The sequence below is a fragment of the Paraglaciecola sp. L3A3 genome (assembly GCF_009796765.1).
In the GTDB taxonomy this organism is placed as follows: Bacteria; Pseudomonadota; Gammaproteobacteria; order Enterobacterales; family Alteromonadaceae; genus Paraglaciecola.
In genome coordinates this window covers 5,234,473-5,260,908 of sequence record NZ_CP047023.1, presented here as the reverse complement: position 1 = coordinate 5,260,908, position 26,436 = coordinate 5,234,473, and the positions used below count along the sequence as shown (strand labels likewise).

Annotated in this window: 18 protein-coding genes; 6 read left to right on the top strand and 12 right to left on the bottom strand. The window is 38.0% G+C overall.

Features of this window, described 5'->3' with window-relative positions:
* Nucleotides 1–77 precede the first annotated feature (77 nt).
* Together GQR87_RS21875 and GQR87_RS21870 are read right to left on the bottom strand one after the other, a co-directional pair.
* A complete protein-coding gene (locus GQR87_RS21875; RefSeq protein ID WP_158972784.1) occupies nt 78–1,265 on the bottom strand; it encodes a site-specific integrase in 1,188 nt (395 codons plus the stop codon).
* 185 nt (nt 1,266–1,450) lie between these two features.
* Complete coding sequence (locus tag GQR87_RS21870) at nt 1,451–2,314, bottom strand: YicC/YloC family endoribonuclease (RefSeq protein WP_158973162.1); 864 nt, start codon at nt 2,312–2,314, stop codon at nt 1,451–1,453.
* A gap of 178 nt (nt 2,315–2,492) precedes the next feature.
* Between GQR87_RS21870 and rph the strand changes: the two genes are divergently transcribed.
* Genes rph through tusA form a run of 3 tightly spaced genes read left to right on the top strand, consistent with a single transcriptional unit; the run spans nt 2,493 to nt 4,126 of the window.
* Nucleotides 2,493–3,206 (top strand): ribonuclease PH, encoded by a 714-nt coding sequence (rph, locus tag GQR87_RS21865; protein WP_158972783.1) that lies wholly within the window; start codon nt 2,493–2,495, stop codon nt 3,204–3,206.
* A 22-nt stretch (nt 3,207–3,228) separates the two neighbouring features.
* Complete coding sequence (gene pyrE / locus GQR87_RS21860; protein WP_158972782.1) at nt 3,229–3,870, top strand: orotate phosphoribosyltransferase; 642 nt, start codon at nt 3,229–3,231, stop codon at nt 3,868–3,870.
* Between the two features lie 4 nt (nt 3,871–3,874).
* The gene (gene tusA / locus GQR87_RS21855) at nt 3,875–4,126 is read left to right on the top strand and encodes a sulfurtransferase TusA (protein WP_158972781.1); all 252 of its coding nucleotides are present in this window, start codon (nt 3,875–3,877) and stop codon (nt 4,124–4,126) included.
* Nucleotides 4,127–4,130: 4 nt separating this feature from the next.
* Here tusA and GQR87_RS21850 read toward each other — a convergent pair whose 3' ends face one another.
* From GQR87_RS21850 to GQR87_RS21835, 4 genes are all read right to left on the bottom strand, one after another.
* Nucleotides 4,131–4,700 (bottom strand): hypothetical protein, encoded by a 570-nt coding sequence (locus GQR87_RS21850; RefSeq protein WP_158972780.1) that lies wholly within the window; start codon nt 4,698–4,700, stop codon nt 4,131–4,133.
* A 3-nt stretch (nt 4,701–4,703) separates the two neighbouring features.
* The gene (locus GQR87_RS21845; protein ID WP_158972779.1) at nt 4,704–5,399 is read right to left on the bottom strand and encodes an amidase; all 696 of its coding nucleotides are present in this window, start codon (nt 5,397–5,399) and stop codon (nt 4,704–4,706) included.
* A gap of 54 nt (nt 5,400–5,453) precedes the next feature.
* Nucleotides 5,454–6,032, bottom strand: coding sequence for a DUF2589 domain-containing protein (locus tag GQR87_RS21840; RefSeq protein WP_158972778.1), 579 nt, complete (start codon nt 6,030–6,032; stop codon nt 5,454–5,456).
* 580 nt (nt 6,033–6,612) lie between these two features.
* Complete coding sequence (locus GQR87_RS21835; RefSeq protein ID WP_158972777.1) at nt 6,613–7,443, bottom strand: DUF3014 domain-containing protein; 831 nt, start codon at nt 7,441–7,443, stop codon at nt 6,613–6,615.
* A 202-nt stretch (nt 7,444–7,645) separates the two neighbouring features.
* Here GQR87_RS21835 and GQR87_RS21830 point away from each other — a divergent pair, with 202 nt between their 5' ends.
* Nucleotides 7,646–8,233: an HAD family phosphatase gene (locus GQR87_RS21830; RefSeq protein WP_158972776.1), complete on the top strand. Its 588-nt coding sequence runs from the start codon at nt 7,646–7,648 to the stop codon at nt 8,231–8,233.
* A 77-nt stretch (nt 8,234–8,310) separates the two neighbouring features.
* On the opposite strand, the gene GQR87_RS21825 is transcribed toward GQR87_RS21830, so the two are convergent.
* Both GQR87_RS21825 and GQR87_RS21820 read right to left on the bottom strand, forming a co-directional pair.
* On the bottom strand, nt 8,311–11,049 hold the full coding sequence (locus tag GQR87_RS21825) for a TonB-dependent receptor (protein WP_158972775.1): 2,739 nt from the start codon (nt 11,047–11,049) through the stop codon (nt 8,311–8,313).
* Between the two features lie 336 nt (nt 11,050–11,385).
* Entirely contained in the window at nt 11,386–12,726 is a 1,341-nt protein-coding gene (locus GQR87_RS21820) for a S9 family peptidase (RefSeq protein ID WP_158972774.1), read from the bottom strand.
* A 292-nt stretch (nt 12,727–13,018) separates the two neighbouring features.
* Here GQR87_RS21820 and GQR87_RS21815 point away from each other — a divergent pair, with 292 nt between their 5' ends.
* Nucleotides 13,019–13,795: an IclR family transcriptional regulator gene (locus GQR87_RS21815; protein ID WP_158972773.1), complete on the top strand. Its 777-nt coding sequence runs from the start codon at nt 13,019–13,021 to the stop codon at nt 13,793–13,795.
* A gap of 52 nt (nt 13,796–13,847) precedes the next feature.
* Here GQR87_RS21815 and GQR87_RS21810 read toward each other — a convergent pair whose 3' ends face one another.
* The 4 genes from GQR87_RS21810 to GQR87_RS21795 all read right to left on the bottom strand — a co-directional run bounded on the left by GQR87_RS21810 (nt 13,848) and on the right by GQR87_RS21795 (nt 22,740).
* Nucleotides 13,848–15,719 (bottom strand): alpha-L-fucosidase, encoded by a 1,872-nt coding sequence (locus tag GQR87_RS21810; protein WP_158972772.1) that lies wholly within the window; start codon nt 15,717–15,719, stop codon nt 13,848–13,850.
* Nucleotides 15,720–15,792: 73 nt separating this feature from the next.
* Nucleotides 15,793–17,313: a sulfatase-like hydrolase/transferase gene (locus tag GQR87_RS21805; protein ID WP_199271662.1), complete on the bottom strand. Its 1,521-nt coding sequence runs from the start codon at nt 17,311–17,313 to the stop codon at nt 15,793–15,795.
* 4 nt (nt 17,314–17,317) lie between these two features.
* Nucleotides 17,318–19,780: a hypothetical protein gene (locus GQR87_RS21800; RefSeq protein WP_158972770.1), complete on the bottom strand. Its 2,463-nt coding sequence runs from the start codon at nt 19,778–19,780 to the stop codon at nt 17,318–17,320.
* A 521-nt stretch (nt 19,781–20,301) separates the two neighbouring features.
* Entirely contained in the window at nt 20,302–22,740 is a 2,439-nt protein-coding gene (locus GQR87_RS21795; RefSeq protein ID WP_158972769.1) for a hypothetical protein, read from the bottom strand.
* Between the two features lie 452 nt (nt 22,741–23,192).
* On the opposite strand from GQR87_RS21795, the gene GQR87_RS21790 reads away from it, so the two are divergent.
* The gene (locus tag GQR87_RS21790; RefSeq protein WP_158972768.1) at nt 23,193–26,387 is read left to right on the top strand and encodes a TonB-dependent receptor; all 3,195 of its coding nucleotides are present in this window, start codon (nt 23,193–23,195) and stop codon (nt 26,385–26,387) included.
* Nucleotides 26,388–26,436: the final 49 nt, after the last annotated feature.

Below are 26,436 nucleotides of genomic sequence, written 5' to 3'. Positions count from 1 at the left end.
TATGGCACATAGCTACAATTCCGCATTGTTCTGTGAGTTCAAATAGTCATCGCATTGCTATACTTAAATAAATGTTGTCATTCCACCAACAATGCTAATTCTTTACTAATTTTTTCAAGCGCCTCTTTTCGTTCGTCAAAATAGTCATATCGATCATATACGCCCTCAACACCTCTGATTCTGTGGTTCAAGCATCTTTCACCAATATGAGAAGGTACCTTTAGCTCTGCCAATAGGCTTCTGAAGCTCCTACGAAGGTCGTGTACAGTAAACCTTTCAAACTTGCCTACTGATAGGTCAAAAAGTCTATCTAATGCCCTGTTAAGCGTGTCACCACTTATATGGCTAGAGCGCTTACTAACACGACGATTTGGAAAAACGTTATCAGAACCTCTTGCAAATACCTTTAACTCCATAAACACTGAATATACGTTATCAGAAAGGGGAATCTCAAATGCAGTGTTAGTCTTAGTTCGTTCTGCCGGTATACTCCAAATTCGCTTATCGAAGTCAAATTCAGACCAAGTTGACTCAATTAATTCTCCCTTTCGAACACCTAAACTAAGCAATAAGAAAAAGGCTAACTTATTTTCATAACAGATGGTTTCGATATGAATATTAATTTGCTTAAATACTTCTTTTATCTCTTTTTGAGAAAGATATCGAGTTCGGGATACTTCACTACCTCCAGCATCTTCTGGGCCAAAGACTAACGCAGGATTGTTGATAATAAAGTCTAACTTAATGCCGTGTCTAAATAATTGCTTCATGTATCCAAGAGCATCATTTGCAATGCAAGGCCTTTCGCTTTCATTTATATTTTCAATCACCCGACGGACGTCGAGAGGGCTCACATCGGTTAGTGCCATTTTGCCAATCAAAGGCGCGATATCTTTTGTATATACACGAATGGGAATTTGAGGGTTTTTGACCTTCTTAGCTTTAGTCACTAGCCAATCTTGAGCCAAATCATCAACAGTTCTAAAGGTGTTTTGTGACTCTCTTTTTTTTTCTATCTGAGGGTCTTTATGGCTAGCAACCAAATTGCGAAGCTCAAGGATTCTTTTATTTGCATCTGCAAACGACATCTCAGGGTAGCGACCGATAGTCATATCTTTACGAACTTTGTTAAATGAGTATTTGTAAAGCCAAAAGCCAGTTACTTCTTTACTGACTCTGAAGTAAAGGCCATTACCACAAGCTTTCTTAACTGGCTTACCCACTTTCAATAGCGCTTTGATTTGTTTATCTGTTTTGATTGACACTTTACTAGCTACTTATATGTTGACAGGTAAAGTTCAACTATAAGAGTTAAAGCAATCTCTGTCTACAATTCTGTCAACATAAGATGTGAGCTTTTATAAGAGTTTTTGAAATGTGGTGAATCGAGTATTTTTATAAAGTACTTATATTTCAATTGTATAAGTACTTTACGGGTCGTTATGAAATTTTATTCTATATTCGCGATCTGTTCTCTCATTTGTTCAATCAATACTTTTAATTCTACCGCTGATTGGGTCGTGTCGGTATTAATTGATTTTGAACCTAGGGTGTTAGACTCGCGGTTAAATTCTTGCATCATAAAATCAAGTCTGCGGCCGATAGCTCCGCCTTTGTTGAGGATTTTACGGGTTTCACTTATGTGTGATACTAAACGATCTAGTTCTTCGGCCACGTCGACTTTTTGCGCTAACATTACCATTTCTTGTTCAACACGGGTGGCGTCTAATTCAATTTTGGCTTCTGCAAAACGAGCTTGAATTTTTTCACGTTGCCATTGAATTATTTCTGGCATAAAGCCAGTTACTTTATCCACTTCAACCTGAATACCGTCTAAGCGTTGTTCGATCATCACTTTTAAGTTAGCGCCTTCGGTGGCACGGGCGGCAATAAAGTCTTTTAGGGTTAAATCGAATTCTTTTAGAATGTCGCCTTGAATACTGTCCATATCAGCTTCTTCGGCAGCTATCACTCCAGGCCAACGTAAAATATCCACCGGGTTTACACCAGTTGTAGAACCTTGGCTTTGCACCCAATCCGCTGCTTGCATTAACTGTTTAGCGAGATTTTCGTTTAAGCTTAATTGTCCAACGGCCGCATCGTTAGCAACAAATCTTAAGGCGCATTCGACTTTTCCTCGTTGTAAACTTTTACGAAAACGTTCGCGTAGCACTGGCTCCATGCTTTTGAATTGTTCAGGTAAACGAAAATAAGTTTCTAAAAACCTTTGATTAACTGAGCGAATCTCCCATACAGCTGTGCCCCACTCGGCTTTAAGTTCTCGGCGGGCAAAGGCGGTCATACTGTAAATCATCAAAATCACTCCAAAAGTTTAAGTGTGGCTATTATACCTCTGAATGGCTTATCTGCGAGTGTCATTCACTTTTAATTCTATGTCAGATTAGAGTGGAACAAATAATTGGGTTAATTATTCAGGACGCTTAAAGACTTTGTGGTTATAATTCGCCGCAAATTTATTGATGGAGTACACCATGCGTCCGAGTGGAAGAACTGCAAGCCAAATCCGCCCTGTAACTATTACTAGAAACTTTACCTGTCACGCTGAAGGTTCAGTATTAATTGAATTTGGCAATACCAAGGTATTATGTAATGCCTCTGTGACTGAAGGTGTGCCTCGTTTTATGAAAGGTAAAGGTAAAGGTTGGGTAACAGCAGAATACAGCATGTTACCAAGAGCGACTCATACTCGTTCTGATCGTGAAGCTGCTCGTGGTAAACAAGGTGGTCGTACTCTTGAGATCCAACGTTTAATCGCTCGTTCTTTGCGTGCTGCGGTTGATTTGAAATTATTAGGCGAAAACACCATAGTAGTTGATTGTGATGTTATTCAAGCTGACGGCGGTACTCGAACTGCTTCTATTACAGGAGCATGTGTAGCTTTAGCTGATGCCTTAAGTTGGATGCGCGCCAAAGGGATTTTAAAAACCAATCCTATTAAACATATGATTGCAGCTTTGTCTGTCGGCGTTTACAAAGGTGTGGCTATTGCTGACTTAGAATACCTTGAAGATTCTGATGCTGAAACAGATATGAATGTTGTGATGACAGACACAGGAAAATTGATTGAAGTACAAGGTACTGCCGAGGGCGAACCTTTTGACTTTGATGAATTAAACGAAATGTTAGAGTTAGCTAAACACGGTATTCGTGAATTATTTGACGAACAAAAATCAGCCTTAAATTAAACCACCAGAATTAGAGTTAACTATGCAGGATTATCAAAAAGAATTTATTGAATTTGCCCTTGCTCGAAATGTTTTAAAATTTGGGCAATTTACCCTTAAGTCAGGGCGTACTAGCCCGTACTTTTTTAACGCTGGTTTATTTAATACCGGTGGTGATTTAGCTAAGCTTGGCCAGTTTTATGCGCAAGCTTTGCAATCAGCTAATATTGATTACGATGTGTTGTTTGGCCCTGCGTATAAAGGTATTCCCATTGCTACCACTACAGCCGTTGCTCTAGCCGATAAACACGGCGTAGATAAGCCTTATTGTTTTAATCGTAAAGAAGCTAAAACCCATGGTGAAGGCGGCAGTTTGGTAGGTAGCCCATTAGCGGGGAAGATTATGCTGGTGGATGATGTCATTACTGCGGGTACTGCTATTCGTGAATCTATGTTGTTGATCCAACAGAATAATGCTGAGTTAGCTGGGGTGTTGATTGCTTTAGACAGACAAGAAAAAGGTCAAGGTGAGTTGTCGGCCATTCAAGAAGTCGAGCGTGATTTTAATACTCAAGTAGTGTCTATTGTTAGTTTAGCTGACCTAGTTGAATATTTAGCGGATAAGACAGATATGGCTGAACATCTGGCTAATATTCAACAGTATAGAGTCGATTACGGGATTTAGTTTTTTGAGTGAATTAAACTTCTTCGATAACGCTGATTTTGAACTTGATGCTTTAGGTCTGCGTTGCCCAGAACCGGTAATGATGGTGCGGTTAAAAATTCGCGAAATGCAAGTGGGTCAAACCTTATGTGTGACCGCGGATGATCATTCTACCACTCGTGATATTCCTAGCTTTTGCCGTTTTATGGAACATGAGTTGGTGGCAACTGATATTGACAAAAGCCCATATAGATATGTAGTGAAGAAAGGTCGTTAATTAGTTATTCGTTATTATGAGATAACATGTTGTCTAATAGTGTTTGTAATAAATATCGACGATCAGTTTCTCCAACTCTCGCTTCTATATATCTATACATGCTTTTGGTTTCTTGGTTGTCGCCTAGTAATCGCCAGATATTGTCTACGTATCCCATAGTCACTTGTGGGGTTGTTGGTAGCTCTTGTTGAGCAAATCTAATGGCTAATAACTGAGATAACTTGTCTATTAATTCACTAAAACCGTGATCAATAATGTCAACCTCTTCTCTAAGAGCTTGTTCCGCTTGGCTGATAATTTGCGCAGTTAAAGCTCTCTTAGCCTTACGTTTGCTGCGTGATGATTGGGATATATTTGGATCTTGGTATCCGTCGTCACAGGCTACCAACATACCTCTTAAGGTTGCGAGCCTTGATACAACAGGCAGACGAAGCGGTTCTAAGTGCTTTTCAGTCTCAACTAACCAAGTTAAAGATTTTTGTGGATAACTAGGATCTAATAACATGTATTGGTCAGTGATATTCGTTAACTGTAACAGCTGCTGGATAATTTTTTCTTTAGCAATAGAGCGCATAATTTACTCAGGTTGTAAGCGATTTTTGATTTTGCCATCCTGACTACTCGTTGCCCATTCTAATCCTTCTTCACGTAAGGTTATTTGTAACCTTACGCTATTGGCTGGATTAGTTGACTCTTTGATTGAGCTAGTCGTTGCGTTAGCGACTAAAGACAAAGGATAAGAATTAGATTTTAATGCCACTTGAGATAGCTTATGCCTAATTGATTTGTTTACTACTTGGGTTTTTTCAAATGGAATTTCTTTATTGGCTGTATTCTTTTTCAGTGACTTGGCAAAAGCATCATCAATACTTCTCAATAATGCTTCACGGGTAACGCGAGTATTTCCTGAACGCTGCATTTCAGATATTTTGTCTAAAGCCAGTTTTGACTCTTTATCAAAAGAAGCCTGAAAACTTTTGGTTTTACTCAGAATATCTTCATCATCTAGACTCTGTTTAAATTGTTCCATCAGTGCTTTATGAATATTACTTGGTGTATCTAGTTCGGCATCTTTGGCTGGGATATGCTGTTCAAATGTAATAGGCATATCTATGGTTAATTCTGGCACACGTACTCTGGGTAAGCTCATGCCCTCTAATAAAGGGTTATCTTTATAATACTCAGCTACAGCTGCTGTTTCTTCATCTGCTAAACGCCTAGCATGAACTAAACTGATCATCACAGCACCTAACACTTCACTTAATTCTGACATATCCAACCTCTGTAGTTTTACTCAAAATAGAAAGGGGCAAAATGCCCCTTAAAATTAAGCTGCCGATTCCACTTCCGTTATAGAGTTTTCTAAAATACCTAATAGTTTTTCAGTTCCTGCGGGCAATTCATCTTGAACTGCTCTTACATTTACCGACAAACTATATGTTCGTTCAATTTTGGATGAACTGGATTTTGCGCTTTTGCTGGAATAACTCGCGCTAACTTTGACTGAGACCGGTCCCCATCCACCTTTGGCAGATAAACTTGCGTTAAGGCTTTTGGATGATGATGTTGTAGACTCCTGTACTGAGTTTATTTTTGCGTTAAAGCTAATAGTTGTTTCTTCTACCCGAATAAAGGGGATAGGTAACATAGTGAGTATTGGGACTGTTAAATCAAACTTTTTCGGTTCTACTGAAGTTACATTTCCGTCGGCATCTTTTATTTCTACCGCTTTCATGTAACTAAATGTCACCATAGTTGGTTCGTTGGTATCTTCATCAAACCCGACTGCTTTGATAAAGTCCACCGAGGTTTGAGCTGACTGGGCTTGGGCTCGTACAACAGCATCTAAAGGCCCACCAATCATAGATTTAAAGTCAATACTGGAAAGTTCTTCTCCTATTGCCATGACAATTTCCTTGGTTATACCTGGATATAAGTTCAGGTGACTGCATTATTAAAACCTAATTTGTTTAAAGCAAATCAGGTGGTGGCGTGAATGTATATGTTTTAATACACCACTTTGTACCGAATAATTCAGAATTTCATTCAACTAGAATGGGTACTGCAACCTATCAGTACATTCAATATATATAGCATTGGTAATATTATTTGCCAGTTTAATTGCTGGTTTTTGTATTGCTTATGTTAGAAAGGATTAGCAACACGAAAAGTGTTGCCGAATTAGTTAACCTGAATACTGGATAAGCCGAGCATCTCAATAACGTTTTTTTGCGCTTAACTGCGTTAGATTTTCTAACAATAGCCAGCTATTGTTAGAAAATCCGCCTTGTTATCCACAAAAATATCGCCATCGAGTAAGTGTTGATGTAAATCAAAATGAATGTGTATCTGTAAACCGTGAAATCTTTGGTAAAAATTAAATTGACACGACAATTCTTCATCCGAGTTCAGGGTATTTAAAAAGTGAAATTGTGTGCTAATCCAAGTTGGAGAAGCACAGAAAATTTCTACCTATGTGATAAAGACTATTGTTCAAAAGCTTGTTTAATTTCGCGTAATTTAGCTTTAATTCGGCGCATGTTTTCTGGGCCGGTGCGTAATAGTTGTTTTTGTGGCGCTGAAAGCTTTTCTAATCTTTCATCGGCAAATTTAAACATCACACTGTCGGTATAAACTTCGACAGGTGCTGGTACTTCAGGGGTATCAAGTAAAATATCTAAGGCTTCAACCAGCTTTTCTTCGAAGTCGTCACTAGGGCTGCTGATTTCTGCAAAAATGTCATCGATAGCAGGTTTGTACTCTTGATATAACTCGAGTAAAGAGGCTGTTTCGATTGAATCAAATATATCAATATAGGGGGTGTAACGCTTGTAACTAGCGGGGTCAATCCAGTCTTTATCTGCTTGTCTGTATGTACGAAAAGCCTTTTCTGGACGAGCTAATACACTATGACTTGCTGAGATATTTTCATCTGCCAAGGTATTAGTCATCACTACAAATCTTTGTAATAGCGACTCGTCAATTAATAAACGGGCAAAAGCATCATAATCAGTTAAGGTGAGTAACTTAGTTTTTACTGTACCATCACTTGTGTCTAAAGGTTCAGGCTCTGGTATTGGCTCTTCGATAACAGGCTCTTCGATTGGCTCTGGTTCGGGTATATAAGGTTCGGGCTCAGTTATTTCAGGTTCGACAATTGGCTCAGGCGCTTTTGGTTGTAAAACGGGCTCAATTATTTTCGGAGCAGGTTCTACTTCAGGCTCGCTCGGCCAAAAGAAAACTGCCAGTATAATTGCAATAACTACCGCAGCTATAGTGAAGTGCGGGACTAATGACTTGTTAGACTCTTCGCTCATGAACTTTCCTGTATATTGTTTTGTGTACTCATAACATAGACAGTTTAGCCTACTGAAAATTCAAACTAAATGATATGAGTAGATTGTAAAATAGTGTAATCAGTTTTAATCAATATCATTATAGCTTAACTCATTACTTGCAAATAAATAGCGGAAACGCCAATCTGTAGCAGAATTATAAACTACAAGGTAACTGTGATTAATGTTGGATTTGACTCGTTATAAAGCTATCGTTTTTGATATGGACGGCACCTTAATCGACTCTATGGGCGCTCATGTAAAAGCGTGGCAGAATACTTGTGAACATTTTGGCTACGATTTTGATCCTGAGTATATGCATGGGTTAGGCGGTGTTCCCACCAGACAGATTGCTGTTTTGTTAAATAATAAATTTAGTTTGAACTGTGATCCAGATGAAGTCGCGGCAAAAAAGCGTGAATATTGGACTGCCATCGCAGATACACCCAGCATAATTGAGCAAACCTGTGCTGTGGTCGATCATTATCAAGGCAAGCTAAAAATGGGTATAGGTACAGGTTCAGAACGTCAGCATGCTCTAGATGTGTTGGCCAAAACTGGTTTAGATAAAAAAATTCCTGTTTTGGTGACGGCTTCAGACGTGACCAATGGTAAACCTCATCCTGACACTTTTCTTCGAGTGGCGGAGTTACTTGGCGTCGAGCCGACTGAATGTGTAGTGTTTGAAGATACAGAAATAGGCAGGCAAGCCGCTGAAGCTGCTAATATGGATTGTATTTTGGTTAAAAATGGTATTATCCAAGTGCTTTAATTAAACAAAAAACGCCTTAAGTCATTTAACAGCTATAAGGCGTTTTGTTTACTATTTTTGTGTTGGTACGAGTTATATTAGAAGTTATATCTTGCTGTTAAAGAATAAGCTCTACCAGTATAAAAATAATCTAAATACTTAGACTCTATACCAATGTGGTCTCGACGTACGTCATCTAATAAGTTTGTGCCATTGAACATAACCAAGAAGTTTTTATTAAATGCGTATCTAATATTGATGCTCATATCTTTAGAGTAACGGGTAAAACGGGCATCTGACGTTTGTGACCCTTGTCCTGCTAAACTACGGAAAAAGTCATCCCGATATACATAAGCTAGACGTACTCCAAAGCCATTTTTTTCATAAAAGCCGACAAAGTTATAGTTATTCTCAGATGAACCTGGGAAACCAAAACCTGAATCACCTACATCTTCATCGAATGAACTTTTAACTTTTGTATAATTACCTGATACACCAAAGCCTTTTAAGGCTGGAATTAACTTATCAAAGGGTTGATAAAAACCTAATTCAAATCCTTTTGCTTCACCATCTGAGAAGTTTACCGGCTGAGTTACATTAAATAATATATCTTGAGGCTGACCCACTAATGTTTGATCAAAAGTTAAGTCATCAATAATAAAATCAGATACATCTTTATAAAACACACTGGCTATAGCGGCGCCATCATATTCATTATAATACTCATAAGTAATATCATAATTTAACGATGTCATTGGATCTAAGGTTGGATTACCTGATACCGCATTTCCTCGACAATCATCTTCAAGCTCAGTATCACATTCTGTAGGCAAGTTACCACTGATAATAGGCGCCATTTCAGCGTATTCTGGGCGAGATAATGTTTTAGAAAAACCAAACCTTAATGCGGAATCATCTGTTAAGCCAAGATTAAAATTCACACTCGGCAAATATTCCCAGTAATCATTACTGGTTGTATTAGTAATAGCTTCATCCGAGGTACCGACAGTTAATGCGGTCGCTTCATTTTTAGTATTAACTGCCCTTACCCCTACATTTCCGGTTAAAGACATACCAGCTAATTGCGAATCAATATTTGCTTGAGCATACAAGGAGAATATTTCTTCAATACTTTCATGGGATGCGCCTGCATCAATACCAATGTTATCTATGCCTGTTATATAAATCGTAGGATCTATAGCACCGACTGCATCGAAATCAGCTTTTAACCATGTAGCAGGTCCGTAACCTGTACCAGATAAATAGTTGTCATCCACAATTTCACCACTTATTGCGGCCGCAGCAATTTCAGCAGCTTGTTCGGGATTAGTATAACCAGGGGCTAAAGAACGATAAGACTGGATATCCGTTTTTTCATAATGTACTCCGAAATCAACCGTATCTATCCAGTTGTTTTCTAGAATATAATTGAACTTAACTGTTGCACCATGATTTTTACCATCAAGTTCAATTTCGCGAATAACAGACTGCAGGTAGGTATAACCGGTTGGATCAAGTCTATCTGCCCCAGTTGTTATCTTAGGTGTCACCCCAAAATTATCATATGTGGCAAGGGTCTTATCTAAGTTCTTATTAAAAATAGGAAAACGTAAGTCTTGTGAATATTTCACATCAGAATAGTAAATATCCACATTAGTTGTTAAATCACCTTTAACCCAATCTACATTTAAACCAGTGATAAAGTTATCGGTGAAATTTGAATAGCGCATATCCTGAACCCTGCTCAGAATAGCTCCTCCGCCTGTGGTTTGACTAAAATCAGCTGAGCGAAGTACGTTATCTTCATCCACATTAATTGCGTCTGCATCAAACACAGTTGCGCCCCAAACAGGATTGAAAATTAATTGACCATTATCTCTTTGTGATTCATTGTTAAACCGAGCAAAAGTAGCATCGTAGACAATATTAATATCTTCATTTGGCTGCCATTGAACGCCTCCACTAAATGCTTTACGCGTTATAACTTGCTTGGATGTTCTAGCTGTATGTGCATTCGGAACACTGACACCAGTAAGTGTTTCATCTGAAAGCCCATCGCCATCATTATCTACTAAAAGATTTCGTACTACTTTTGTTTCACTGGCTTGTTGTGTCCATCTATCAGACTCACCAGCAACACCACCAAAATAGAAACCAATATCTTTTGCTTCATTTCTCCAAGCAAAAACACCATCAATTAAGCCGCCGTCTGTATCGCCTAGTTTACCTTGTTCATGTTTATAAGAAATGGTGCCTGTTTGTTGTTTCTTATCAAGCTTTGCAAGATCCAATGGACGCAATGTTTGCAAATCAACTTGCCCCGCCAAACCACTTTCAGGATCTCTAGCGGTTTGCCCTTTGGCAACACGAACTCCACTGAGAATGGTCGATGGAAAAACATTAAAATTCATTTTTCTTAATCCACCAGCTTCATTACCTGAGGATAAAAGTGTTCGACCATTAATAGATGAGTTTACAAATTGTGGACCTAAGCCGCGTATAGAGACACGATCACCGTCAGTACCTGCGTTATCTTCTTCAATTTGAATACCGGGCATACGTTGTAAAGCACCAGCAATACTGTCATCCACAAATTGACCAATATCTTCTGAGGTCAATACTTCAACAACTGTATTCGCTATACGTTTTTCACCAATTGCACCTTCATAACTTGCACGCATGCTACCCGTTACTTCGATGACTTCAAGGCCATCATTTTCTGCGGTTTGGTTGGATTCTTGGGCTGAAACAAGATTTACACTTAACGCCCCAATTGAAAATATTGCCATTGATATAGCACTGGTTAGCTTATTCTTTTTGTGAATGGTTAAAGACATTTTGCCGCTCCGATGTGAATTTTTTGTTTGTTTTATGTGTTCTTTTTGAATGTTTCTGTATAATAAACGTTGTTTCACATTTGAAACAAGAGGTATTTGATATATTTTTATAAGAAGTTTTGAATTTAATAAAAAAGACTTAATTTATAATGAGTTAGGAGCGGGTGTAAAATACACATGTTTATTGAGTAATAGACTAAATACATGCAAAATAACGTATTTAAGTAATCTTTTGACTATGAGAATGAGAATGGGCCTCAGCATCTGTCATTAGATAAACCAGAAAAAAGTGTCCCCGCAGGTTAGTAATACTGCGGAGAATGGCTTTCGAGCCGATTAGGTATTGGCTGAATATACCGCGCTACTAACTGTCAATGCTTCATCAATTTTTTGGCTATCGCTCTTTATATCAACCTCTATGTTGATAAACCAATGGGTTACGTCTTTAGGCATATTTTCAAACTCGACAGTGATCGTACCGTTTGACTTTACACGCCAACTAGCGGACATTTCTTGCCAACTTGCTGGTCCTGTATGTCCTTGCCCTGCAGTGAAATTTACCTTGGCGCTTTGCACCGTATACATTTGTGGGCTAAGTTTAATTTGAAAGGTAGCTGATGCTGTATTATCTTCAGTCAAGATTAGATCACGGCTCTCTACCCAACTTGCATTATTATTAATAACCTGATGAGCAAAAAAGTAGGACTCAGGTTGTTTCCACCCAGCTATATGTCCGTGCCTAATACCCAACTTGATAGAATTAGCAACATTATTACTTAATAATCCATATGTTTTTGCTTGAGCATCTAATGCAAAATGTACGTCATTTCGCCATGTCAGCCACAATGAAGGGTTTTTATATTGTTCAATATTTAGTCCTGGCTCCCAAACATTTTTATAGGATAAGTTTTCAGCCAAGCTGCGACCATATTGGTTGTCCATCTGATCGAGAAAGCCATTACCATAAACTGGGATAGCAAATTTAAATGAAGGATCAAAGCCAATTACAGTAGAAGTGATAACCCCTCCCCATGAAATACCAGACAGGCCAATATCGCTTTTACTAATATTGGGCTGAGATGCTAAAAATTTACGGGCTGTAATAGTTGCGCTTACCGCATGGTACATCCATTGTTCAGAAATAGGTTTATCAGCGTCGCCGTATATTGCAGCTCTTGCAGGGCCAGAAAACGCATGCTTCTGCCACTTGTTGTTTGCATCCTTCTGATCAGTCTGTCCTTCAACTGCAATACTAATAGCCGCAAAGCCTGCATCATTCCATTTGGTCACCCATTGTTCGAATGCGCTACCACCACCACCATGTACTAATACTACCGCAGGAATTTCACCACTTTTAGTAACATAAGGTGTCTGAGGCGCCGAATATAATGCAAAGATCCTAGTAGGCTTACCTTGATAGTGTTGCCCTTCAAGATACAGTTCAGTAATACCATTATCTCTTTTTACCGCATCATAAACTTTAGGTGTAGTGGTAGCATTGGCTAAGGCAGTCATATCTGCACGTACACCATCTAAAACTGGTGTGACACTAGGCAGTGACTGAGAAATAGCTGTGTTTCCCCTTTCTTTTTCTACATCCCCTATTTCTGCAACTTGTGATGTTACACAACTCACTAAAAAAAGTGTCGGCCATAAACAACTTAATAGAATTTTCATTTTATCCCTACTGATATTGAGTATTTTAAATTCAATCTATCATTTCACATATAAAACATCAATGAGCAGATTTAAGAATTCAACTAACAAAACGAACCTTTAATATTTAGGCTTTTTTAAAAAAGTGACGGGAAGTAAATAACAAGCTTATTGTCATTAATGTAGAGTATTTATCTAAAAAGTAGCGTAATAGCTATGTGGTAAATTAAATATTTTAAAAACATGAATTTACTTATAAAATGCTCGGAACAGTTTCTGAACACGAAAATAAAAAAACGAGGTCATTCTTTAAATGGAAGATAAAAAGAAACGAAGTTATTCTGCCCCAGCATTAGAGAAAGGTTTTGAAATATTAGAATTGTTAGCGGATGTTCAAGTGCCTATGTCTCTTGCTAAAATATCAACGACTTTAGAACGCTCTAAAAGCGAAATCTATAGAATGATTGCGGCACTAGAGCATAGAGGTTACCTGGCAAGAAACGAAGGCGGAGATTCATTCCATATCACCAATAAGTTATTTGACTTAGGTATGAAAGTGCCACCTGTTGGCACATTAGTAGAAGCCGCATTTCCCATTATGCAAAAACTTTCTTCTGACATCATGCAATCATGCCACATTGCTGTTGCCAACCAGCAGCATATGGTTGTTATTGCCAGAGTCCAAAGCCCTGCTATAGTTGGTCTCTCGGTAAGAGTTGGGCATCACCTTGACCTTTATAAAACAGGCTCTGGTAGAGTACTTTTATCTTATATGAATGAAGAAGTCAGAGAAGAATCACTTGATTGGTTTGAAAAAACAGCTGATGATTTTGACCGAGCAGAATGTGAAGCTTTAATTCAAAGAATACTAGGAAAAGGCCACGCTAGGTCAAAAAGCCCTATTGTTTCAGGCTTAACCGATTTATCTTTCCCCATATTTTTAGGGAAAACTAAAGAAGTCATCGCCTGTATTACAGTTCCTTTTATAGTAGAAAAAGGCATTTCATTAAGTCTAGCCAAAACTGAAGCTTTTGTCCGTAAAGCAGCCACCGAATTATCTGATTTAGCTAACACTTATAACGGTTTTTAGTGATTTATGTCAGTCAGGTTTAACCGACTGACATAATCCTAATTTAAACGTTTTATTTTAATACAACTTCAACCCCATAACCATTTTCAGCGGTTTCAACATTGCTAAAATCAATTTCTAATGAATTGGCATTTTGCTGCCAATTTAAACTCTGCTCACTGCCAAGCAACCGCACAGATTGAATATCACCAGCACTTGAATTAAGAGATTTAATACTCACTTTTCCTACAGCTGGCACAAGTGACATAGCATATACTTTATTTTCTCGCGCCGTAAACCAAAAATCATTTTGAGTAAACTTACGAACAAAACCTTTTGCAGCTCTGTGTCCGGTGCCTTTTAAAAGTGTTTCATCCTGCCCTTCACGTTGCACTGTCCAAGGTGTGGTGCCAAAAATAGCGTCCCTATTGGTTTTTACCCACTGCCCCATTTCTCGTAATCCTTTAGCACTTTCTGCTGGCACATGGCCTTTTCCATCTGGTCCAATATTTAACAGGTAATTTCCGCCTTTAGAGGTAATGTCGATAAAATAATAGAGCAGTTCCTTGGTTGATTTCCAATCAAAATCTTGATCGTTATATCCCCAAGAATTATTAGTTGTGCCGGCTGTCTCCCAATGTTTTTCAAGGTTGTCATCAGCTGAGGGGATCACATTATCGCCGGCGTCAAGGTAGTCGCCAAAGTCATAACCCACTCTACGATTCACTAAAATATTAGGATTCATATCGTAAGCAAGTTTATAAAAATCAAAGGCTTGCTTCTCGGTAATTAAGCCGTCACCGTCAAACCATATGACTCGTAGTTTAGGCAGTAAATTAATTAACTCAGCAACTTGGGGGTAAGCTTTACTTTGTAAATATTCGCTATGACTATTAGGGCTAGGATCCCATAGGTTTTTACCTTTATATGATGTAAATACACCTAACTTGTCATTTGTCTTTTTAACTTCGGCATAGTTACCATCAGTACCATCTGTCCAATCATTACCATGAGAATAATACACGCCAAATTCTAGGCCTTCGGCGAGTACTGCATCGTAAAGCTCTTTAATTAAATCTGCTTTGTAGGGCGTCGCATCTACCATGTCGAATTCTGAAACTTTTGAATCAAACAAAGCAAAACCATCATGATGTTTACTGGTAATCACTACATACTTCATGCCAGCATCTTTAGCTAAGCGCGCAATATTCTGAGCAAAAGATTTATCAGGGTTAAAGGCTTTTGCTAACTCAGCATACTCTTCACGAGATATTTGAAATTTGAACATTAACCATTCAGCTACACCAGGCCCTGGGATCGGCGACTTTTTTATACGTGTACCTTTCCATTCACCGGCTGCTCCAGAGTAGAGTCCCCAGTGTATAAACATACCGAAACGAGCATCCTTAAACCACTTTAAAGCGGCTTGTTTTTCTGGAGACTCATGCATGGTTAACCATTCTTTATGAAAATCACCGCTACCCAGTGGGTTTTTATAGTTAGGTACTAAACGAACCTGTTTAACATTTTTATCAAGAGTAACTGAAAGAGAATGTTCACCGTCTTTTTTAAACTCATGGGCTGTTTGAAACTCAAATACATTAAGCGGTTTGTTGTCGGACATAATTCTAAAACTATGCTTAAGCTCAGCTGCTATCTCAATACCATCTATCGCAACATTCACATCAGGCACTGCTGAATTCGTCGACTCTTGCTCTAATATTTCACTAATAATTTGAACATCGTATTTAGCTGGTATATTTAATTCAAACTGCCAAGTTGTTTGTTTTTGTTGTGATGCGGACTGGTTTATATCAAAAACTATCCAGTTATCATCCCCCTGTTGAATTTTGTTCTGCTGTTTTTCTGAGCACCCACTAATAATTAGTGCAGCGCCAATCGCAAGCATCTTAACAACAAATAAACCTCTTATTGTTTTCTTCACTTTCTATTCCTGTAAATTATTAATTAAATTTAGTTGCTGATAATTAAGTCACATATTTACTATGACTTTACTCTCATAAAAGCTGCTTCAATACTTGACTAGTTTTAACTCTAAATTGTTTCAGCACAGCTTGGTATTTTGGATCAAGGGCTAAATTGTGCTGTTCACTTGGATCTTTAACTAGGTGATATAACTCTTCATATATAGGTAATTCTCCTGTCTCAGCGGTTTGTCCTGGTAAATATTTACTTCTATCATTTTGTTTACTAAATGAACGAATATATTTATATTCTTTGGTCCGCAAAGCTTCTTGTCTTGGGTAGCCTTGGTCAGTAAATAGGTTTTCAAGAAATACCTCCTGACGCCAAGCGGCATTATCACCTTTAATAAGAGGAGTGAAACTTTTACCTTGGTAACTCTCAGGTACTTTAATACCTGCAAAGTCTAGAATAGAAGCAGGAATATCTTGACCTACAACCAGCTCATTTATTTTTTTTCCTGTGAGCTGTTTATCAAAAAATGGTGAATATACAATCATTGGTACATGTACGTTTTCATCATAAAGAATGCTTTTTCCTCCTAAACCGTGCTCCCCTAACAGCAAGCCATTATCGGAACAAAATATAATAATAGTATTATCTTGTTCACCAATACTGGTTAGGTAAACACGTAAGTCACCCATAAATTTATCAATTGAAAAAACCGCTCGGCTCATGCTCAGTTTTTTATTCTTTAATTGATTAGGATTAGAAACATCGTAATATTTCATCAGATCTGCCGCGGAAAAAACTTCTTTGGGCAAGGTTTCCGGTACAGGGTAACCTTCGGGTAAAGACATTTGATTTTGAGTATATAACGTACGGTAATGAGCCGGATCGCTCTCGCGGCTTCCCATTCCGCCAATACTTGCAGCGTGAGGTAAATTAAAATTAATCCAAGCCGCAAACGGCTTCTTAGGATCTCTTTTCGCAATACTGTTTTTAATCGACGAGTGAGCATTTTTATAAAAATAATCATACTCATTACTCTGGGTCAAATACGCTTTAGTGGCTTCAAAAAAACCTTCTATTTGAGTTTTATTATGTAAGTTACTAAATTCAGGTTTTTTAGGGTCATCTAAATAGAAGCCTATATGCCCCTGTCTAAAATAGGCAAAATCAATATTATCTCGAAGAATAGTATCTCTTCTATCTCCGATTTTTGTATGGGCTTTGCCTATAAATGCGGTTGAATATCCAGCGTTTTTCAATTGCATTAACCAACTTTTTCGAAAGCTTCCTTCTGAAATAATATTTTTAGAAAGGTAATTAAAACCTATTTTATTTTTTCTTTCCCATTGGGCAGTAAAGATATTGGCTCGACTAGGTCCACAGATTGGACTGGTTATAAATGTTTGATTAAAAAACACCCCTTCTTTAGCCAACTGATCAAGGTTAGGGGTTTGAGTGACAGGATCACCTGTCATGCTCATAGAGTTAAATCTCTGATCATCAGAAAAAACAAAGATAATATTAGGTTGCTTAGCTTCAGATGCAAATACATGTACACCTGAAACTACAAGCAATGTGGCAATAATTCCTTTAATAACTTTCATATTGTTACTCATCATAATAAAAAGCGTGTGAAGGTAAACGAGTGGTTTTATCGTTTAAACCAAATAAGTTTTGTTGTGATTCTTGGATACTTTGAGGCTTAATTACTAAATCAGCTGCGGTTATTTCTGGTGACATCAATAACACCCGCTGACCTTTAGCTAGATCAATGGCGTAAAAACCATTTTCATCTTGCTTAACTAGGGATTTATCCGCTAATTTTCCATCTATATAAATAATCGGATTGCTAATATTTGGACTTATCACTAGTGGGGTTCCCACTAGACTTTCTAATTCAACAAACTGAGTCTCCCCCTTTGCTTTTTTTGCTGTTACCAAAAAAGCCCCTTGGGTTCTTAATTGATGAAAAGCTAAATCTTGCCAATGTTTTGGCGTTGCCGGGAACACTCTGATTTTGCCACCCCAACTTTGCAATAACATGTCGTGTACTGACGTGGCATAAGACAAAGGGCTTTCAATAACTGGATGACTCTTAACTTCAGCATACATAGTAGTTGGAGAAACATTTTTATGATTAATAAAAAAGTCTAGATATTTATAGGCCATTTCACCGTCGCCTAAAGTTGCATAAATAGAACTTGCTCCTGTTGCCGTGTAGCCAGTCACTTTCATAGCATCAGCTTTTTTATTGCTATACATAGTGACATCTAACCAGTGATCCACAGAGGTACGTGCTAATTTGGCTTGCTCTTTGTTTTCAACAGTTATTTGTGCCAAAGGATATATCGGCAATAAATGAGAATAATGACGATGTGGTTTATCAAAAGGAATGTCTTTACCGATCCTTAAACCATTTTCATCAACTTGAAATGGAACAATATTATCTAATATTCTTTGCCATTCAGTAGCCAATGGGTCATTCATAGCGTAGCTGTCATTAAGGTTAATGAGTGTTTCAAATGTCCAACGAAGTAGCCCAATAGTAAAGTTGATATCTTGACCATGACCTGGTTTATATTCAGGTGACCAGCTATTGGCAATGTGGATAATGCCATCCTCAGACATCATCTGATTCTCTTGCAAATAATTAAGGTAGCTATTGCCGGTTTTACGCAAAATTGGAAATAACCCGTCTTGTAAGCGCTGTTTATCGCCTGAATATAGACATTGCAGCCAATAATCATGTAATAACCAAGCCAACATATCAGGTACTTTAGCGCCATTAGTTGATACCATATCTTGTGGGAACAATGCCCCAACCGCAGCACTATCTTTCCAGCGTTCTGGTACATTACCGGTTAAGTTGTCATGGTACTTATCAATATTATTAACCAGTGATTCACCCAGTTCCATTCTATTAGCGGTTAGGTGTGTCCAATAAATTAGCTGTACATTTAAATCCCCCCACACCATTGGCCAAAAAGTATCGTTGTACCATGGCCCCATCAAATCAAGAATGGGTCCATCACCACGACTAGCTGAGGCGAGTTTATACATTTGGATCCAATAAAATGCTTCTTTTTCAGGCTCACCAATAGACAAATAGCTTTGTGGATAATAGTCATGCCACCATTTTTGATGAGTTTTAAATAAATCATTATTAGCCAATAATTCGCGGGATTTTAACAGTGTTGCTTTAACCGTTTCATGACTATTTTTTTCAGGAAAACTATGGTGCACACTGGCAGATAGGTATTGTTTTCCAGCTGCTTTGCCTACCACTTCCCAACCAACTGTGGTTTCACCTCTGTGTTGATATAAAGGTTGCAGACTGAAATGCATGTTGTCCTCTTGGCTAAAAGAAGGCCCTTCTGGCATAGGTAATGGTGCGTTCCTCATGCGGTCCCAATTGGGAGCTTTAGGGCCATGGCCTTTATCAAAGGCAGATTTTACCGGAGGATAAGGCGCATCAGGATGCCAGCTAATATTAACTTCTTCGCCCGCTTTCGCATCTGTCTCAAAATAAATAATGTCATTTTCGCTATGGGTTATTCCTTTGACCTTATAGGAGCCAACACTGGTGATAATTTCACCGGTCAATTCTGCGTCATATAAACTTAGTCTAAGATTAACTTTCTCTATATCGCCTTTAGAGGTTAAATTAAAATGCCCTAGGGGTAATCGCCCTCTATAGATCCATAACATCTCCTCCCCTTCATAGGGTAATCGATGGTCATAATAATCATGTCTACCGGTATGAATGGAGATAACATTTTTAGCTTCATTTTCTGATTGATAGAATAAAAAACCGACATTACCATTGCCGGTATAAGGCGCAACAGTCCACTTGTTTGGAATACGATCCCAAATCATATCTTGCTGCGATAAAAAGGACGCATAATCTATATTTACCGCGACTTTAGGGTTAGCTACATTAGTTGTTTGTTTTACTTCGTTATTATTGATGCAAGATGCTAAAACAATACAAGTTAGCGATAAGGCCATACATTTAATAGCAACCTTTTGAAAAGTGGTTGTTCGATGTTTTATATATTGGTAACTAAGCATAAAGAGGTTCTCTTACTTGTTTTGTTTTTAAAGGCAATCCAACACGGTAATCTAAATAAATTGTTAATAACTGGATCTGTATATAAATGCCGAGATTACCATACCAAACATTGTTTTGTATATAAAACTAAGATAGGCAGTTCGGGCTGGAGACTTTGCTTTAAATGTAAGCCTTTAATAATAATGATTAAAGGCTTACATCTGTAAATAATTTGAAATATTTACTAACAAAAAAATTATAATAACGGAGTAACTTTGATACTGTGCTTTTGATCCATCATCAACCCGCTAGCGCCAGCTAGCCCATTAAACCACTCCGCTTAAGCCAAAACCTAGCGCCAAATATAAAGGTTAGGAGTTTGAGTGACGGGATCTGTCGTCATACTCATAGACTTGTATCTCTGATCGTCAGAAAAAACAAAAGTAATATTAGGTTGCTTAACTTCAGAGGCGAAAGCAGTAGCACCGCCACCGCCCCATAAAATTAATGTTAAACAATAGCTTTATAAACTTTCATCTTGCTACTCATGGTAATAAAAAGCGTGTGAAGGCAAACGAGTAGTTTTATCGTTTAAACCAAATAAGTTTTGTTGCGATTTTTTAATATTTTGAGGCTTGATCACCAAATCAGCTGCGGTTATCTCTGGGGACATAAACAACACCCGCTGACCTTTAGCTACATCAATGGCGTAAAAACCACTTTCATCTTGCTTAACTAGGGCTTTATCCGCTAATTTTCCATCTATATAAATAATCGGATTACTAATATTTGGACTTATAACTAGTGGGGTTCCCACTAAACTTTCTAATTCAACAAATTGAGTTATCCCCTTTGCTTTTTTGGCCGTTACCAAAAAAGCGCCTTGGGTTCTAAATTGATGAAAAGCAACATCAGGCCATTGCTTGGGTGATGCTGGAAAAATACGCACTTTCCCACCCCAACTTTGCAATAACATATCGTGTACCGAGGTCGCATATGAAAGCGGACTTTCTATTACGGGGTTACCTTCTGCATACATAGTTGTTGGTGACACATTTTTATGTTGTATGAAAAAATTTAAATAGTGATAAGCCTTTTCAGCATCACCTAAGGTCGAATAGATAGAACTAGCACCAGTGGCCGTATAGCCAGTAACAGGCATAGCTTTATCTTTTTGCTGCTGGTTAAATGTCACATCCAGCCAATGGTCAACTGACGTTCTTGCCATTTTAGCTTGTTTTGGATATTCAATATCAATCTGTGCTAGCGGATAAATAGGCAATAAATGTGAATAGTGACGATGGGGTTTATCAAATGGGATATCTTTACCGATCCTTAATCCATTTTCGTCAATTTGAAAATCCGGCAGACGCGCTAGGGTATCCTGCCATTTAGTAACCAATGGGTCATTTAAGTTATGTTCATCGTTAATGGTTAATAAAGTCTCTAAACTCCATTTAAATAAGGCAATAGTAAAGTTTATATCTTGGCCCCAACCACCTGGGTACTCTGGTGACCACGTATTTTTGAAATGGAATTTACCGTCGTTATCTCCTTCAACCGGATTATCTTTTAGGTAATTAAAATAAGAATTAACCACTTTCGTTAATATTGGATATAAGCCATCCCGTAACCTTGCTTGGTCTCCCGCGTACACACAATGTAACCAGTAATCATGTAATACCCAAGCTAACATATCAGGAACGACACCTCCTGCGTGACCACTCATATCCTGTGGAAATAAGGTCGAAACACTAGCACTATCTTTCCAATGTTTAGGTACATTATTCGTTAAATTATCATGATATTTATCAACATTATTGACTAATGACTCTCCGAGCTGCATGCGGTTTGCAGTCAAATGTGTCCAATAAATTAATTGCACATTTAAGTCTCCCCACACCATAGGCCAAAAAGTTTTGTGGTACCAAGGCCCCATTAAATCAAGAATAGGACCATCGCCACGACTGGCTGAGGCAAGTTTATACATTTGGATCCAGTAGAAAGCTTCTTTTTCTGGCTCTCCAAGGCTTAAAAAACTTTGTGGATAGTAGTCATGCCACCATTTTTGGTGTGAACTAAAAAAGCTTTGGTCGGCCAGCATTTTACGACCTTGATGTAAATTTTGGGTCACAATATTTTTACTGTTTTTTTCTGGAAAGCTATGATGAACGCTTGTAGATAAATATTGTTTACCACTTGCTTCACCAGTAACCTCCCAGCCGACAGTGGTTTCTCCACGGTGTTGATACAGTGGCTGAAAGCTATATTCTATATTGTCAGATTTACTACGAGTCGCCTTAGGCGGCAATGGATAAGGTGCCGTACGTTGTTTAGTCCACTGCTTTGGTCCACCGCCATTGTCTAGGGTTTTACGTGACGATGAATATGGAACATCAGCATGCCAACTGAAAGTTATTTCCTCATCTTTAGCATCCGTTTCAAAATAAATAACATCTGAATGACTATGAGTTAAACTACGAACTTGATATGAGCCTTTAGTTGTTGTGATTGTGCCGGTAACTTCAGAATTCCAAAGACTTAACCTTAAATCCACGTCTTGTATATTGCCTTTTGATTGCACTTCAAAATGACCTAAAGGTAAACGACCTCGATAAATCCATAACAATTGGTCGCCTTCATAAGGTAACCTATGGTCATAATAATCGTGGCGACCGACATAAATGGATATAACGTTCCTAGGGCTACTTTTATCCTGATAGAATAAAAAACCTATATTGCCATTTCCCGTGTATGGGGCCAATTCCCAACGGTTAGGTATGCGATCCCAGAGCAGATCTTTTTTGGCCAAAAAATCACCAAAATTTACATCCAACACAACTTCATTCACGATATCTATGTTAGAGATTTCACTTAATCCATGTTTTCCAGCTATAGACACACAAGCACTCAGCAACAAAATAACTGAGAGGAGTCCCCAGCATTTCAGTTGTTTTATTGGCTCAATTCGTTGTTGCATTTATTACTCCTTAATTTAAACAATGAGGATATTAAACATCGTTTAATATTAAAAAAAAACATAAAGATGTGTTTATTTATAATTAATATACATTCTTTCTATATGTGAAATTAATACTTTCTATATATTAAATACAAATGCAGCATTATAGATACAGCTGTGTGTTTTATAGAAAAAAATCATATTTACTGGCAACTCAAACAAGATGTACTGCTGTAGTCTCACGCCAGGAAAGGATTCGCATGTTTCAATAATTTTATTTTTATTAAATCATTCCAAAAAATTAATGCTAATTTTTATTTAAATACACTTTACACACATGTTAACTTTAAGTAAGTTAGATGTTATAAAATATAAAAATACACCATGCGTACATATTAACCTTAAGTAAGTTGGGTATTATAAGTTATAAAAATACACTGCACGCAAACAATTCACTCATGGAGGACACAATGAAACACCTACCTCGTAAAAAGCAACTCGCCGTTGCTTGTGTACATGCAATGGCTCTGATGTTTACGCATTATTCATTTTCTGCAGAAACTGACATCACGGAAGTTGAAGTAACAGAACAAACTAAAAAAATTGACAAAAAAGAACTAGCTAAAAAACAAAAAGCTGAGACAGAGCACATTGAAGTTGTTGGTTATGCAGGCTCTATTGAAAAAGCAATAAATACCAAACGATATGCAAACGGTGTAGTAGATGCCATTATTGCTGAAGACATTGGAAAAATGGCTGATTCAAATATTGCAGAAGCAATGCAGAGAATGCCTGGGGTTTCGATCAATCGCGATGGAGGTGAAGGCACCACCGTTAGTGTGCGTGGTATGGCCCCTAGCATGAACCAAATATCAATGAATGGCCAAGTAATACAAGCCAGTAGTGACGAAGGCGGTGTAAGTTTTAACACCATGTCGGCTGATATGTTAAGTCGAATAGAGGTAATCAAAACACCTAGCGCAAGTACTGTTGAAGGTAGCTTAGGGGGGCGAGTCAATTTGACTACTGCTCGTCCATTAGATAGAAAATGGACTTATTTCATCATGAATCAAAAGTTTAGTTACAATGAACTTTCTGAAGAGCTTGACCCATCATTTTCAGTTAACTATATAGGTCACTTTTTAGATAAAAAACTTGGTATCGCTTTTGGCTCCACTATAGAAAGACGCCGTAGTAGACAAGATTATCTACAAACCTACGGCTGGCAGAATAATTACTACTCTCACGATACTAGCGGCCTTACCTATGCTGAAGACGCTAGCGGTACATTATTTCGTTTAGATGAAACTACCAGTAAAATTTACGATGCTTCTGGAGACATAGACGTAAGTGAGCAAGTCAGTCTGGATGATATAACCGCTACAGATCAACTTGGTTTTTTACCTAACTTTTATCTTTCACAATATACAGACCGTGATGACACCAGAAAAAGTATTAACCTTACAGTACAAATAAAACCGCAAGAAAACTTGAGTGCTTATGCTGATTATATGTATACGGAACTTGATTCACGATCAGTTTCTTCCATGTTACGACATGGCTATAAGCCATTTGATGAAGCGTTTATTAACAATCAAGCTACTGGGGTCGTTACAGGCGCTGAAATAGATGAATGGAATACCGTAACAAGAGCTACCAACGTCAACGGAAATCGTAGTTTAATCATCACCGACAATAGTGTTGTAACTGGAACAACAGTCGCTAATGTTGGCTTTGAGTATGACAATGATTTTTTAATTATTGAAGGTCGTTTAGGCTACTCCTTAACAGATGAGGATTACCCTGATTCACGACAATTAATCACCACAAGTGCTGGTATTGCTCATGGTTTTTCTATTGAAAATGATTTCAAACTGCCGGAATACATCTGGGCGAAAGCAAATTATCAAGGAGAGTTATTAGAGCCTCATCAAAGTGGTGAAACTTCACACGATAGCAATCAAGATATTTACGGTAATGTTACTGACGGCACCTATTGGTATTACAGCCCTGAATCAGCTCACAATTTAGCAACCAACATATATCATCATGATCGTAGTAAAAAAGATCAAACATACAGCGCACAATTAGATGTTGAATACCTTCTATCTTCTGAGCATTTTACATCATTAATGTTTGGTGCAATGTATACTAATCAAGCAACTGAAAGATATTCAGAAAATAATGGATTATCCTTTTATACCAACCTTGTTGAACTTCAGAATAAAATATGGCTAGATGATGGCAGCCTCGCTGGCTCCTCGCCTATTGATAACTTCATGAGTAATGCCCAAGGTAGTAATACACCATATCAATCACTCGTCACTAATTGGGTGTTTGGTGATTTTGAGCAAATCAACACCAAAATGCTCGAAATCTATAATGAATCAGAGCAAGCAAGAATTGCCGATTTGAATATCGGTAAAAGCGAAGCCGAAAAAATAGAATATATTTCCACTGTAGATATAAATAATCTACCCTGGTTAATCGATCTTCGTCAAAGCTATACAGTCGATCAAGAATTTGCAGCGATATACGCACAGGCCAATTTAGACACGTTAGATGGTCGTTTATTAGGCGATTTTGGATTGCGTCTAGTGCAAACAAAAATTGATGCCACAGGTTATGGAGGTGGTGCAGTTCTAGACTTCAGATGTGTTTCAGATAATAACTATATCCCTTCAGATTGCGCCAATTTATTTGATAACCGTGAAGGAAGTAATGAATATACAACTTTATTGCCGACACTTAATCTAAAATACCTCCTTGGCGAGGATACCGTCACAAGAATAGCTATTGGCCGGGCAATGTCACGACCTTATCTTCATCAGCTTGCACCTTATCGACGTGAAAGTACAAATCAAAATCAACCACAACAAGCTACAGTCTATGAAGGTAACCCTGAATTAGATGCTCAAACCGCTTGGCAAGCTGATATCGCCTATGAATGGTATTTTGATAAAGCAGCCTTACTATCTGTTGGTGTATTTTATAAGAATATTGATACCTTTATTTATACCCGCACAGATGTCATTAATGAACCGTTGTCAGATGCAAGTAACACTCCATACGACTACCTAGACAACGATGGCGTTACCCAATATTACAATCCGTACTTTTTAGTGCAACCGGTCAATGGTTCTGGTGCTGAAATACTCGGTGTAGAGGCAGCCTACAGCCACCCCCTTACATTCCTACCTGGCGACCTTTCTGGCTTGGGTATAACATTTAATTATACATACGCTGATTCAAAAGCTAAATATCAAGGTGCAAATACGGCCGGGGAAACTATCACCATTGATACATCATTTATTAGCCAATCAAAACACACAACTAATGCTGCAGTTTATTGGGAGAAATACGGACATTCAATACGCCTAAGCTATAACCATCGTTCTGATTCATTATCAAACCCTCTTACCTCAACAAAGGATATGTTGTGGAACGATGCCTATGGCCAATTCGACTTTGCCGCTCGCTATAGAATAAATAAAGCGTTAACAGTGGGAATACAAGGAACGAATTTAACCGATGAAAGTACCTATCGATACCATACCAGCGTTGAAGATGGCAGCCCCGTTGATAACGATGTCTACGAAAACCGATTAGCTATAAATATGATAACGGGACGTACGATACGCTTCACAATGTCGGGCACATTTTAAACACGATATTGTAAATGTTTTCAAATCGAACATCGAATAATGAGAAGGC

Bases quoted from the DNA above. Each gene is read 5' to 3' on its own strand.
- GQR87_RS21830 (WP_158972776.1), top strand. From the start codon at position 7,646: ATGTTGGATTTGACTCGTTATAAAGCTATCGTTTTTGATATGGACGGC.
- GQR87_RS21825 (WP_158972775.1), bottom strand. From the start codon at position 11,049: ATGTCTTTAACCATTCACAAAAAGAATAAGCTAACCAGTGCTATATCA.
- GQR87_RS21805 (WP_199271662.1), bottom strand. From the start codon at position 17,313: ATGAAAGTTATTAAAGGAATTATTGCCACATTGCTTGTAGTTTCAGGT.
- GQR87_RS21800 (WP_158972770.1), bottom strand. From the start codon at position 19,780: ATGCTTAGTTACCAATATATAAAACATCGAACAACCACTTTTCAAAAG.
- GQR87_RS21850 (WP_158972780.1), bottom strand. From the start codon at position 4,700: ATGCGCTCTATTGCTAAAGAAAAAATTATCCAGCAGCTGTTACAGTTA.
- GQR87_RS21795 (WP_158972769.1), bottom strand. From the start codon at position 22,740: ATGCAACAACGAATTGAGCCAATAAAACAACTGAAATGCTGGGGACTC.
- GQR87_RS21870 (WP_158973162.1), bottom strand. From the start codon at position 2,314: ATGATTTACAGTATGACCGCCTTTGCCCGCCGAGAACTTAAAGCCGAG.
- GQR87_RS21835 (WP_158972777.1), bottom strand. From the start codon at position 7,443: ATGAGCGAAGAGTCTAACAAGTCATTAGTCCCGCACTTCACTATAGCT.
- GQR87_RS21820 (WP_158972774.1), bottom strand. From the start codon at position 12,726: ATGAAAATTCTATTAAGTTGTTTATGGCCGACACTTTTTTTAGTGAGT.
- rph (WP_158972783.1), top strand. From the start codon at position 2,493: ATGCGTCCGAGTGGAAGAACTGCAAGCCAAATCCGCCCTGTAACTATT.
- GQR87_RS21815 (WP_158972773.1), top strand. From the start codon at position 13,019: ATGGAAGATAAAAAGAAACGAAGTTATTCTGCCCCAGCATTAGAGAAA.
- GQR87_RS21790 (WP_158972768.1), top strand. From the start codon at position 23,193: ATGAAACACCTACCTCGTAAAAAGCAACTCGCCGTTGCTTGTGTACAT.
- pyrE (WP_158972782.1), top strand. From the start codon at position 3,229: ATGCAGGATTATCAAAAAGAATTTATTGAATTTGCCCTTGCTCGAAAT.
- GQR87_RS21840 (WP_158972778.1), bottom strand. From the start codon at position 6,032: ATGGCAATAGGAGAAGAACTTTCCAGTATTGACTTTAAATCTATGATT.
- GQR87_RS21845 (WP_158972779.1), bottom strand. From the start codon at position 5,399: ATGTCAGAATTAAGTGAAGTGTTAGGTGCTGTGATGATCAGTTTAGTT.